Origin of the sequence: Roseovarius spongiae, assembly GCF_003651245.1 — a bacterium.
GTDB classification, from domain to species: Bacteria; Pseudomonadota; Alphaproteobacteria; order Rhodobacterales; family Rhodobacteraceae; genus Roseovarius; species Roseovarius spongiae.
Genome location: NZ_RAPE01000001.1, coordinates 91,380 through 103,916, shown reverse-complemented (window position 1 = coordinate 103,916; position 12,537 = coordinate 91,380). Strand labels below are relative to the sequence as shown.

Genomic DNA, 12,537 nt, shown 5'->3' with positions numbered 1-12,537 from the left:
TTCCGAACATGACCCAAACGGCAACCATCATCGGCGGCGGCGTCATCGGCGGCGGCTGGGCCGCGCGCTTCCTGCTCAACGGCTGGAACGTGCGCGTCTTCGACCCCGACCCGGAGGCCGAACGCAAGATCGGCGAGGTGCTCGGCAACGCCCGTCACGCGCTGCCCATGCTCTACGACCAGGCGCTGCCCGCCGAGGGCGCGCTGACGTTTCACGATCGCATCGACGAGGCGGTCGAGGGCGCGGCGTGGATCCAGGAAAGCGTGCCGGAACGGCTCGACATCAAGCACAAGGTCTTTGCCGAGATCCAGGCCGCCTGCGACGCGGGCGCGGTGATCGGATCCTCGACCAGCGGCTTCAAGCCGTCCCAATTGCAGGAGGGCGCCAGCCGTCCCGGCCAGATCATGGTCTGCCACCCGTTCAACCCGGTCTACCTCTTGCCGCTGATCGAGGTGGTCGGCACAGAGGCCAGCGACCCCGCCCTGCTAGACCGCGCGAGCAACCTGCTGCGCTCGGTCGGCCTTTTTCCGCTGCGCGTGCGCAAGGAGATCGACGCCCATATCGCCGACCGCTTCCTCGAGGCGGTCTGGCGCGAGGCGCTCTGGCTCATCAAGGACGACATCGCCACCACCGAGGAGATCGACAACGCGATCCGCTACGGGTTCGGCATCCGCTGGGCGCAGATGGGCCTGTTCGAGACCTACCGCGTCGCCGGCGGCGAGGCGGGGATGAAGCATTTCATCGACCAGTTCGGCCCCGCCCTCGCATGGCCCTGGACCAAGCTGATGGACGTACCCGAACTGACCGACGAACTGGCGCAGAAGATCGCCGATCAGTCTGACGCGCAATCCGGCCATCTCAGCATCCGCGAGCTCGAGCGCAAGCGCGACAACAACCTGATCGCGATGATGCGCGCGCTCAAGCAGCAGGGCGCCGCCGCCGGACGCCTGATCGCGGCGCACCAGAAGACGCTGGACCTGCCGCCGGTGGAAGAGACGCCGATGATTACCGTGCGCCGCACCGTGCCCGTCGACTGGACCGACCGGAACGGGCACATGAACGAAGGCCGCTTCGGGCAGATATTCTCGGACGCGGCGGAAATCGTGATGGATGTGGCCGGCGCGGGCGAGGACTACATCGCCGCCGGCGGCAGCTACTTCACCGTCGAGAACACCATCAAGTTCCTCGCCGAGGCCAACGCCGGCGAACCGGTCGAGGTGCGCACCCGCGTGACCGATGGCGAGGGGAAGAAACTGCGCTGCTTCCACGAACTGGTCCGCACCAGCGATGACACGCTGCTCGCGACCAGCGACCAGCTCATGCTGCATGTCGACATGAAGACCCGCCGCACCAGCCTGCCCACCCCCGAGGTCGCCAAGCGCATCGCCGCCTTCGCGGCCGCCCACAAGGAGTGAGACGATGAATTTCGGACTGACCGACGAACAGGAGATGATCGTCTCGACCGTGCGCAGCTTCGTCGAGAAGGAGATCTACCCGCACGAGGCCGAGGTCGAGCGCACCGGCGAGGTGCCCCCCGAGGTGGCCGAGCGGATCAAGCAGAAGACGCAGGACCTCGGCTTTTACGCCTGCAACTTCCCCGAGGAGGTGGGCGGCGCGGGCCTCTCGCATCTTGAATTCGCGCTGGTCGAGCGCGAGTTGGGCCGCGGCTGCATGGCGCTCAACCATTTCTTCGGCCGCCCGCAGAACATCCTGATGGCCTGCGAGGGCGAGCAGCGCGAGAAATACCTGCTCCCGGCGGTGCGCGGCGAACGCATGGACGCGCTGGCGATGACTGAGCCGGGCGCCGGATCGGACGTGCGGGGCATGAAATGCTCGGCCCGGCGCGACGGCGGAGACTGGGTGCTGAACGGGACGAAACACTTCATCTCGGGCGCGGATCACGCCGATTTCATCATCGTCTTCGTCGCCACCGGCGAGGATCAGACGCCGAAGGGGCCGAAAAAGCGGATCACCACCTTCCTTGTGGATCGCGGCACGCCCGGCTTCACCATCCGCGACGGCTACAACTCTGTCAGCCATCGCGGTTACAAGAACATGGTGCTGGAATTCGACGACTGCCGCCTGCCGGACGCGCAGGTGCTGGGCGAGGTCGACGGCGGATTCGCGGTGATGAACGAATGGCTCTACGCGACGCGCATCACCGTGGCCACCATGTCCGTGGGTCGCGCACGCCGCTGCTTCGAGATGGGCCTCGCCTACGCCGCCGAGCGCGAGCAGTTCGGCCAGCCCATCGGCAAGTTCCAGGGCGTCGGCTTCCAACTCGCCGACATGGTGACCGAGATCGACGCGGCGGATTTCCTCACGCTGGCCTCGGCCTGGCGGCTCGACCAGGGCCTGCCCGCCAACCGCGAGATCGCGAGCGCCAAGCTCTACGCGACCGAGATGCTGGCCCGGGTCACCGACGCGACGCTGCAAATCTACGGCGGCATGGGGCTGATGGACGACTTCCCGATCGAACGCTTCTGGCGCGATGCGCGGGTCGAACGCATCTGGGACGGCACTTCCGAAATCCAGCGTCACATCATCAGCCGCGAATTGCTGCGACCGCTGGGTGCGTGAGACCGATGCGCGGCGAAAGAGTCTTCTTGTAGTGGACCGTTTCACATGACCCGTGACCTCTCCCGCCTCATCCGTCCCCGCTCCATCGCCGTGGTCGGCGGCGGAGTCTGGTGCGCGTCGGTAATCGCGCAGTGCCAGGGGATGGGTTTTGACGGCCCTGTCTGGCCGGTGCACCCGACCCGTTCGGACGTGGCCGGGCTGCCCGCCTTCGCCTCGGTCAACGATTTGCCGGAGGCGCCCGACGCGACCTTCATCGGCGTCAACCGGGCCGCGACCATCGACGTGGTGCGCGCGCTTGCGGCGCGGGGCGCGGGCGGGGCCGTCTGTTTCGCCAGCGGGTTCCGCGAGGCGCAGGCCGAGACCGGCGACGGCACGCGGATGCAGGACGCGCTGCTGGCGGCGGCGGGCGACATGCCGATCATCGGGCCGAACTGCTATGGCTTCATCAACTATCTCGACGGCGCGCTCCTCTGGCCCGACCAGCACGGCGGGGTGCGCGCGGAACGCGGGGTCGCGCTCATCACGCAGAGCTCGAACATCGCGATCAACCTCACCATGCAGGCGCGCGGATTGCCGCTCGCTTATGTCGCGACCGCCGGCAACCAGGCGCAGATCGGGCTTGCCGAAATCGGCGGCGCGCTGATCGAGGACGACCGCGTGACCGCGCTAGGCCTGCATATCGAGGGGATCGGCGACTTGCGCGCCTTCGAGGCGCTCGCCGCGCGCGCCCGTGATCTGGGCAAGCCCGTCGTCGCGCTCAAGGCGGGCCGCTCCGAACAGGCGCGCGCCGCCACCGTGTCGCACACCGCCTCCCTCGCCGGGAGCGACGCGGGCGCGCGGGCGCTCCTGCGCAGGCTCGGCATCGCGCAAGTGAGCAGCCTGCCAATGATGCTCGAGACGCTGAAGCTCGCGCATTTCGCGGGGCCTCTGCGGTCGAACCGGTTGGTGTCGATCTCCTGCTCGGGCGGCGAGGCGAGCCTGATGGCCGACAGCGCCGAGGGGCGCGACGTGGTCTTCCCGCCGCTCGACGCGGTGCAGCACGAGGGGCTGCGCGCCGCGCTGGGGCCGATGGTGGCGCTGGCCAACCCCTTGGATTATCACACCTTCATCTGGGATGACGTGGCGAAGATGTCGCAGGCCTTCACCGCCGCGCTGCGCGGCGATGTCGCGTTGGGCTGTCTCATCGTGGACTACCCGCGCACCGACCGGTGCAGCGACGCGGCCTGGGATTGCACCATCGCCGCAGGCGCGGCGGCGCAGCGCGACGCGGGCGTGCCCGTCGCCATCGTGGCGAGCCTGCCCGAAAACCTGTCCGAGGCGAAGGCGGCGCAGATCGCCGCCGCCGGCCTCATACCGATGCTGGGCCTCGACGATGCGCTGGCGGCGGTCGAGGCGCTGACCGCCGCGCGCGCCGGCACCCCGGCCCCGCTCCTGCTGCCGGGTGAGGGCGGGCCGGCGCGAGTGCTGAGCGAGGCGCAGAGCAAGGCGGCGCTCAGGGCGCATGGGCTCGACGTGCCGCGCCACGCCCGCGCAGAAACGCGTGACGGCCTTGCCGCCGCGCTGCGCGAGGTGGGCCTGCCCGTCGTGCTGAAGGGCGAGGGCGTCGCCCACAAGACCGAGGCGGGCGCGGTCGCCGTCAACCTCGCGACCGAGCCCGAGGCGATCGCCGCCGCCGAAGGCATGAACGCGGCCTCCTGGCTGGTGGAGGAAATGGTGACCGGCGGCGTCGCCGAACTGCTGATCGGGGTGGTGCGCGACCCGGCGCACGGCTATGTTCTGACCCTGGCCGCGGGCGGCGTGCTGACCGAGATCCTGCGGGATTCCGCGCAACTGCTCCTGCCCGCCACCGGGGCCGAGATCGACGCCGCGCTCGACTCCCTGCGCATCGCGCCGCTCTTGCACAGCTACCGGGGCGGGCCGGGCGCGGACCGCGCCGCCATCATCAGGGCGGTCATGGCGGTGCAGGACTACGCCACCGCCCACGCCGGCCCGCTCGAGGAGGTCGAGATCAACCCGCTCATCTGCACCCCGACAAGCGCGGTGGCCGCGGATGCGCTCATCAGGACAGGAGAGACGACATGACCGACAGTCCCATACGCACTGAGACCCGCGGCCACGTGCTTGAGGTGACGCTCGACCGGCCCAAGGCGAACGCCATCGACCTCGCCACCAGCCGGATCATGGGCGAGGTGTTCCGCGATTTCCGCGACGACGACGCCTTGCGCGTCGCCATCGTTACCGGCGCGGGCGAAAAGTTCTTCTGCCCCGGCTGGGATCTCAAGGCGGCGGCGGAGGGTGACGCGGTCGATGGCGATTACGGCGTCGGCGGCTTCGGCGGAATTCAGGAGCTGCGCGATCTCAACAAACCGATCGTCGCGGCGGTGAACGGCATCTGCTGCGGCGGCGGGCTGGAGCTGGCGCTCGGCGCGGATATCATCCTCGCCGCCGATCATGCGCAATTCGCGCTGCCCGAAATACGTTCCGGCACCGTCGCGGACGCCGCGAGCGTGAAGCTGCCCAAGCGCATCCCCTATCACATCGCGATGGAGATGCTGCTGACGGGCCGCTGGATCGACGCGGAAGAGGCCGCGCGCTGGGGCGTGATCAACCAGGTGCACCCGGCGGGCAAGCTGATGGAGGAGGCCCGCGCCCTGGCCGATCACCTGGCAAGCGGCCCGCCGCTGGTCTACGCCGCGATCAAGGAGATCGTGCGCGACGCCGAAGGAAGCGATTTCCAGACCGCGATGAACAAGATCGCGCGCCGGCAGTATCCGACCGTCGATGTGCTCTATTCCTCGGAGGACCAGCTCGAGGGCGCGCGCGCCTTCGCCGAAAAGCGCGATCCCGTCTGGAAGGGGAAATAACATCGGGCCGCGTCGCGCGGCCGCCGGTCAGGTGTTTCGCCTTTGACGAGGATATCTGGAAGCAAGAACAGGAGGAGGGGACGGCATCCGTCCCTCCCCGAAAAAGGCGTCTCGCCCTTCTCCATGCACGGTCATCGGCGTCCCCGCCTGAACCGTAACGTCACCTTGGCCGATTCAGGTTAACTCGGTCTTTATTCTTGCCAAGAAACATCCTCGCCGAAGGCGAAATACCCGGGCCGCCGTCAAAACAGGTTTTGCAATCCGGCGTCGTCGGCTATCGTCGGGATCAGAAAAAACGATCATCAGGGAGATGGCAGATGAAACAATGCTGGAAATGCGGCTTCGCCGCCGCGGTCGCGATGACCTTTGCGGGCCAGGCGCTCGCGACGGAATGGAACGTATCCCTCTGGGGCAAGCGGCGGGCGTTCACCGAACACGTGGAGAAGCTCGCCGAGCTGGTGAGCGAGAAGACCAACGGCGAATTCACCCTCAACCTCAGCTATGGCGGCCTGTCCAAGAACAAGGAGAACCTCGACGGGATTTCCATCGGCGCCTTCGAGATGGCGCAGTTCTGCGCGGGCTACCACCGCGACAAGAACCCGACGATCACCGTCCTCGAACTGCCCTTCCTCGGGGTCGAGACGCTCGCGCAGGAGCGCGAGCTGTCGATGGCGCTTTATGATCAGCCCGCGGTCAAGGAGGACCTCGCCCGCTGGAACGCGACGATCCTCATGCCCTCGCCGATGCCGCAATACAACCTCGTGGGCCTTGGCGACGCGCCGCAGAGCCTCGATGATTTCGAGGGGCTGACCGTGCGCGCCACCGGCGGGATCGGACAGGCGATGGAGGCGGTCGGCGCGGTGCCCACCTCGATGTCCGCGACCGAGGTGCGCCAGGCGCTCGACAGCGGCGTCATCAAGGCGGCGGCGTTCGCCCCGCACGCGCACATGTCCTTCGGCACGATCGAGAACGCGCAGTGGTGGACCACGAACCTCAACCCCGGAACGGTCAACTGCCCCGTGGTCGCCAATACCGATGCTCTGAACGACCTGAGCGACGCGCATCGCGAGGCGTTGCTCGGCTCCATCGACGAGGCGCTGGATTACTACGTCGAGAACTACGAGAACAACACGATGGCGAAATGGGGTCCGGCGCTTGACGAGCGCGGGATCGAGCGGGTGAGCTTTGACGACAACAGTCTTGCCGCCTTCGAGGAAAAGGTCGCCGGTCCCGCCGCGCAGGCCTGGATCGAGGACATGAACGCCCGCGGTCTGCCGGGGCAGGAGCTCTATGATTTCGTGACCGCGAAGCTGAAAGAGCTGAAGGGCATGTAGGTGTCTAAGCGTTCCGCGCCTCAGCATCACAGGGGGCCTCGCCGCGCTCGAATGCGCGAGGCCTCGGATCGGTGCGCGGAACGGTGCAAGCGATCATTTGCGATAGGACACGGTGACATGTGCCCCCAAGAGATAGCCGAATCGAAATTTGTGCTTCAGGTCGACATCAGAGATCAGAATGGCGATCAGATATTCCATGAAGAGTTCGTTTTCGACGGGAGTCAGCCACCCTTCATACCAGATGTGGGGCAAGTCTGGAGTGTCGACTACGGGCAGGGTGCCAACCCTCCGTTCGTGGTCAGGACAAAGACGTTTGCAGCTAGCATGGCCGACCCCTTTGTCAGCCGGGTTGCGGTACAACTGACGCCCCAAGAGACATAGGCATACGCCGAGTATCTACAGTGACTCGACTGTTGCCGCCAAATGGAAGGAGAGCGAATGGCAGGCAGCGCGTCGATCATCACCGATGACAGCCGATTGAGCCGGATCGACCGCGCGCTCTATCGGCTAGAACGCGTTCTGGCGCTGCTGAGCGGCCTGGCGGTGTTCGCCCTGATGATCCTTGCCGTGGTGTCGGTGTCCGGGCGGAATTTCCTCAACCAGCCCTTGCCGGGCTATGTCGACTGGATCGAGCAGGCGATGCCGCTGATCGCCTTCATGGGCATCTCCTTTACCCAGCGCGACGGCGGGCATATCCGCATGGATATCGTCGTCGGGGCGCTCAGGGGTCGCGCGCTCTGGGTGGCCGAGTTCATCACCACGCTGGCGGTGTTGGCGTTGATGCTTCTGCTGGTCTGGGGCAGCTGGGCGCATTTCTCGCGCAGTTTCGACTTCGGCGCGCCGCTCTGGAGCCGTGACAGCAGCATGGACATCGCCCTGCCGCTCTGGCCGGCCAAGCTGCTGGCGCCGGTGGCCTTTGCGGTGCTGTCGCTGCGGCTGGTGCTGCAACTCTGGGGCTATGGCCGCGCCTTCCTGCGAAACGCGGACGCGCCCGTCGCCGTGCCGCTGGTGACGGACGCGGCCACGCAGGCGCGCATGGAGGCCGAGCAACTGTCCGGCCGGGACGGATAGGCGCGATGGAACCCATCGATATCGGCCTTGCGGTCACCGGCGGGATGCTGGTCTTTGTCATCCTCGGAATGCGCGTGGCCTTCGCCGCCGCGGGCGCGGGGCTGATCGGGCTGATCTGGATCTTCTGGGCCAAGAAGGGCTATGCGGGCGAGGATTTCCTCTGGGCGCTGACCGTAGCGGTGAAGACCGCTGGACAGGTGCCCCATTCCAAGGTGTCGAGCCAGGCGCTCTCGCTCATCCCGACCTTCATCCTGATCGGCTATCTCGCCTATTACGCGGGGCTGACCAAGGCGCTGTTCGAGGCGGCGAAACGCTGGATCGCCTGGGTGCCGGGGGGGCTGGCGGTGTCGACCGTCTTCGCCACCGCGGGGTTCGCCGCGGTTTCGGGCGCGTCCGTGGCCACCGCCGCGGTCTTCGCGCGGATCGCGATCCCGGAGATGCTGAAGATCGGTTATGACAAGAAATTCGCCGCCGGGGTCGTGGCGGCGGGCGGCACGCTCGCCTCGCTCATCCCGCCCTCGGCGATCCTCGTCATATATGCGATCATCGTCGAACAGGACGTGGGCAAGCTGCTGCTCGCCGGGTTCCTGCCGGGGGTGTTTTCCGCCTTCGTCTACGGCGCGCTCATCATCGGGCTTGCGCTGACGATCAAGGGGTTCGGCCCGCCGGTCGGCGGGTTCACCTGGCGCGAACGGCTGGTGGCGCTGCCGCCCGCGCTGCCCATCGTGCTGGTGGTCGTGACGATCATCTTCTTCGTCTACAACCCCTTCGGCGGCGACGCCTGGGGCACGCCGACCGAGGGCGGCGCGATCGGCGCCTTCATCGTCTTTCTCATGGCGGTCTGGCGCGGGATGCGCTGGGCGGAACTGAAGGCGGCGCTGCTCGAGACCGCAAAGCTCTCGGTGATGATCTTCACCATCATCTGGGGCGTGCTGGTCTATGTGCGTTTCCTCGGGTTCGCTGACCTGCCGGGCGCCTTCGCGGACTGGATCACCTCGCTGACCGTGTCGCCGATGCTGATCCTGGTCTGCATCCTGCTGGCCTACGCGGTGCTGGGCATGTTCATGGACGCGATCGGGATGCTGCTGCTGACGCTGCCGGTGGTCTACCCGGCGGTCATGGCGCTGAACGGGGGCGAGTTGGTGAGTGCCGCCGACAGCACCTTCGGCATGTCGGGGCCGATGTGCGCGATCTGGTTCGGCATCCTGGTGGTCAAGATGGCCGAGTTCTGCCTCATCACCCCGCCCATCGGGCTCAACTGTTTCGTGGTGGCCGGCGTGCGCGAGGATCTGAGCGTGCAGGACGTGTTCAAGGGCGTCACGCCCTTCTTCATCGCCGACGCAATCACCATCGCCCTGCTGGTGAGCTTTCCGATGATCGTTCTCTGGCTGCCGGGTCAGGTGTGACGTCCAAGACTTTTCATGGAAAAGTCTTGGGAATTCTCTTTGAAAAAGAGAATTACGTCACGACCCCGCGCTGATCCTCGCGCCCCATCGAGACGAGGCGCGGGCCATCCTCCTGCCAGGTCTGGAACGCGGGTTTGTCCTGCATCCCGTCCCAGCCGCAGGCGATCAGTGATTGCGCCACCGCGCCGCCCAGCGTCGTGCCGGGGCCGGTGACGATGAACAGATCGGGCGCGAATTCGCGCGCCGAAATCGCGATGGCGCGGGCGAAATCGTAAGCCTCGGTCACTTGGTGGCCAAGCGTGTAGGCGCGCAGCGCCGCCGGGTCGCTCGCCTCGGGCCACCAGATTGCGCCGCGCCCGTCGATAAGCGGGATCGCGGGCGCGTGGAAGAGGTCCGCGCCGAGTGCGGCGCGCCCGGCCTCGGCCACCGGCGCCTGCAGGTCGGTATGAAACGCCGCGTGCCCCGGCAGGCGCAACGGAAAGCGGTCCTGCACGCGCGGCACATCCGATTCGAACGCATCGAGCCCGGCCCCGTTCCCCGCCAGCACCAACATCCCGCCGAGGTCGATGGACAGGCGCAGCACATGGTCCGCGCGCGCGTCGATCTCGGCCACCGTGGCAAGCAGCGCGGCGCGCCGATTCGGGTCCGCGCGCCAGTCCGCATCGGTGCAGGGATAGATCAACTGCCCGCCGATCATCGCGTCATGCATGAGCCGTCCCATCGTCGTGGTGACGCGCAGACCGTCCACGAGGCTCAGCGCGCCGCCCACCGCCAACGCGGTATACCAGCCCATCGAGTTGCCCGTGACCGCGACCACCTCGATATCCTCGGCCAGCGCGCCTGCGTCGAGCGCGGAACAGGCGTAGATCAGGGGGGCTGCGATATCCCCGCGCAAGTGCAGTTTGGGGGCGAACCTCTCGGCCCCGTCCAGCGCGGTCAGCGTATCGAGCCCTTCGGCCTCGCGCGCAGCGTCGAGCGGCGCGACCCGCCCGGCGTGGTGGCGGGCGAGATAGCCGATCTCCGCCTTGTTGTAGGTCCCGCGGCCCGGGCAGATGACGACGGCGCGGCGGGTCATGTCCGGTCCTCCAGCAGCGCTCGGGCTGCGTCATATATCCCGTCAGCCGAGGGCATGGTCGCGCCATAGGCCGGTCCGGTCGCGATGAAGCTGTCCTCGGCAACGAGGCGCGCGTGCGGCAGGTCGCTCTTCTCGGTGAAAAGCGCCATCAGGGCTTCGGCCTGCCCGCCGGTGCGCCGGCATTCGTCGACGATGAGCACCGCATCGCAGCCCTCGACCGCCCGCAAGAGCGCGTCCTCGGGCAAGGGCGCGATCCAGCGCATGTCGATCACGCGGGCGTTCACCCCGTCGCCGGCCAGCCGCGCCTGCGCCTGGCGCGACAGGTAATGCCCGTTGCCGTAGGTCACGATGGCAAGGTCGGTCCCGTCGCCATGCACGCCCACCTCGCCCAGCCCGATCACCCGGTCGGGGGCGGGGTAGGTCTCCATCCACGCCCCATCCCCGGCTTCAAGCAGGTCGCGCATCGGATAAAGCGCGATCGGCTCCATGAACACCACCACGCGCTGTTCCTCGCGCGCAAGGCGCACGCATTCGCGCAACATGCATGCCGCATCCGCCCCCGAGGACGGGCAGGCGATGATGATCCCCGGAATGTCGCGCAGCACGGCGAGCGAGTTGTCGTTGTGGAAATGCCCGCCGAACCCCTTCTGATAGCCCAGCCCGGCGATGCGCAGCACCATCGGGTTGGTGAACTGCCCCCGCGAGAAGAAGGGCAGCGTCGCCGCCTCGCCGCGCAACTGGTCCTCGGCGTTGTGCAGGTAGGCGAGGAACTGGATTTCCGGCATCGGCAGAAACCCGTTATGGGCGAGGCCGATGGCGAGGCCGAGAATGGATTGTTCATCCAGCAGCGTGTCGATCACCCGGTCGGGGCCGAAGCGCTGGTGCAGCGCCTTGGTGACGCCATAGACGCCGCCCTTGCGGCCGACGTCCTCGCCCATGAGGGTGATCTCGCCATGTTCCAGCATCAGGTCGGTCAGTGCCCAGTTGATGAGCCGCACCATCGGCTGCGGTTGGTCCATCTGCTTCATGTCGCTGCCGAAGGCGGCCTCGCGCGCCTCGGCGCTCGGCCCGTTGGTCGGCGCGCAATGGCGCTTGGGCGGGATGATGGTGTCCATCACCTCGGCGGCGGTTTTCAGGCGCGGGCGTTGCGCCGCCTCGGCCGCTACGCGGGCCACGCGGTCGCAGGTTTCGTCATAGACCTTGAGCGCCTCTTGCGGCGTCATCACCCCGGCGGCGTCCATGAGCCGTACGGAATGCAGGAGCGGATCGTTCGCCTCTTCCGCCTCGACCTGCGCCTTGGGCAGGTAGGTCGTGGGCAGGTCCGCGCCCGCGTGGCCGTAAAGGCGCACCATCGTGAGATGCAGGAACGCCGGCTTGCGCTGGCGGCGGACGTAAGCGGCGGCCTCGGCGGCGGCGCGTGCGGTGTCATACATATCCAGCCCGTCGGCGCTGAAATACCGGATGCCGGGGCGGTGGCGCATTGACGCCTCGATCCAGCCCTTCGGCGTCTCGGTCGAGATGCCGATGCCGTTATCCTCGCAGACCAGCAGGAGGGGCATCGGCGCGGATTGCACGCTGGCCCAGCCGGCGGCGTTGATCGCGCCCTGCGCGGTCGAATGGTTGGCCGAGGCGTCCCCGAAGCTCGCCATCGCGATGCCGTCGGCGGGGAGCGCGCGGTGCTCGGGCGGTCGGCGGCGCGCAAGACCGATGCCATAGGCCGCGCCCACCGCCTTGGGCAGGTGCGAAGCGATGGTCGAGGTCTGCGGCGGGATCATCAGCGCCTTTGACCCCAGGACCTTGTGCCGCCCGCCCGATACCGGGTCCTCGCTCGAGCAGGCGAAGCTCAGCAACATGTCCCAGGCGATCGACTGGCCCGGAACCTGGTCGGCGCGGGCGATCTGGAACGCCGCGTCACGGTAGTGCAGGAACGCGATATCGTCGGGGCGCAGCGCATGCGCCACCGCCGCCATGCCCTCGTGCCCGCTCGAGCCGATGGTGTAAAACCCCTGCCCGGCCTTCTGCATCGCCCGGCTGGTGCGGTCGAGCGCGCGGCTCAGGCATTGCGCGCGAAAGAGCCGCGCGGCGTCGGCGCGCCCGAGCCCTCCGCCCGGCGCGCGGCCCGGCGGGAGGTCGCCCGTCCGGCAGCGATTGTGGAAATTCTCGTGAACGATCTCGGCGCGATCCATGTGGGGTCTCCGGGCGGCGGT

General features: G+C 67.7%; 9 protein-coding genes. 7 read left to right on the top strand and 2 right to left on the bottom strand.

Annotation, left to right across the window (positions count from 1 at the left end; all coding sequences use genetic code 11):
• Positions 1-8 precede the first annotated feature (8 nt).
• The 7 genes from D6850_RS00490 to D6850_RS00460 all read left to right on the top strand — a co-directional run bounded on the left by D6850_RS00490 (position 9) and on the right by D6850_RS00460 (position 9,255).
• The gene (locus D6850_RS00490; RefSeq protein ID WP_121163006.1) at positions 9-1,415 is read left to right on the top strand and encodes a carnitine 3-dehydrogenase; all 1,407 of its coding nucleotides are present in this window, start codon (positions 9-11) and stop codon (positions 1,413-1,415) included.
• Positions 1,416-1,419: 4 nt separating this feature from the next.
• A complete protein-coding gene (locus D6850_RS00485) occupies positions 1,420-2,580 on the top strand; it encodes an acyl-CoA dehydrogenase family protein (protein WP_121163005.1) in 1,161 nt (386 codons plus the stop codon).
• 45 nt (positions 2,581-2,625) lie between these two features.
• Positions 2,626-4,662, top strand: a complete 2,037-nt coding sequence (locus D6850_RS00480; RefSeq protein WP_121163004.1) for an acetate--CoA ligase family protein — start codon at positions 2,626-2,628, stop codon at positions 4,660-4,662.
• Positions 4,659-5,444, top strand: coding sequence for a carnitinyl-CoA dehydratase (locus D6850_RS00475; RefSeq protein WP_121163003.1), 786 nt, complete (start codon positions 4,659-4,661; stop codon positions 5,442-5,444). Before D6850_RS00480 ends, D6850_RS00475 begins: the two co-directional genes overlap by 4 nt.
• A gap of 317 nt (positions 5,445-5,761) precedes the next feature.
• Positions 5,762-6,778, top strand: coding sequence for a C4-dicarboxylate TRAP transporter substrate-binding protein (locus tag D6850_RS00470; RefSeq protein WP_121163002.1), 1,017 nt, complete (start codon positions 5,762-5,764; stop codon positions 6,776-6,778).
• Between the two features lie 438 nt (positions 6,779-7,216).
• Entirely contained in the window at positions 7,217-7,849 is a 633-nt protein-coding gene (locus D6850_RS00465; protein ID WP_121163001.1) for a TRAP transporter small permease subunit, read from the top strand.
• 5 nt (positions 7,850-7,854) lie between these two features.
• On the top strand, positions 7,855-9,255 hold the full coding sequence (locus D6850_RS00460; RefSeq protein WP_121163000.1) for a TRAP transporter large permease: 1,401 nt from the start codon (positions 7,855-7,857) through the stop codon (positions 9,253-9,255).
• A gap of 52 nt (positions 9,256-9,307) precedes the next feature.
• On the opposite strand, the gene D6850_RS00455 is transcribed toward D6850_RS00460, so the two are convergent.
• Entirely contained in the window at positions 9,308-10,330 is a 1,023-nt protein-coding gene (locus tag D6850_RS00455; RefSeq protein WP_121162999.1) for an ACP S-malonyltransferase, read from the bottom strand.
• A complete protein-coding gene (locus tag D6850_RS00450; RefSeq protein WP_121162998.1) occupies positions 10,327-12,516 on the bottom strand; it encodes a thiamine pyrophosphate-dependent enzyme in 2,190 nt (729 codons plus the stop codon). Before D6850_RS00450 ends, D6850_RS00455 begins: the two co-directional genes overlap by 4 nt.
• Between the last annotated feature and the right edge of the window lie 21 nt (positions 12,517-12,537).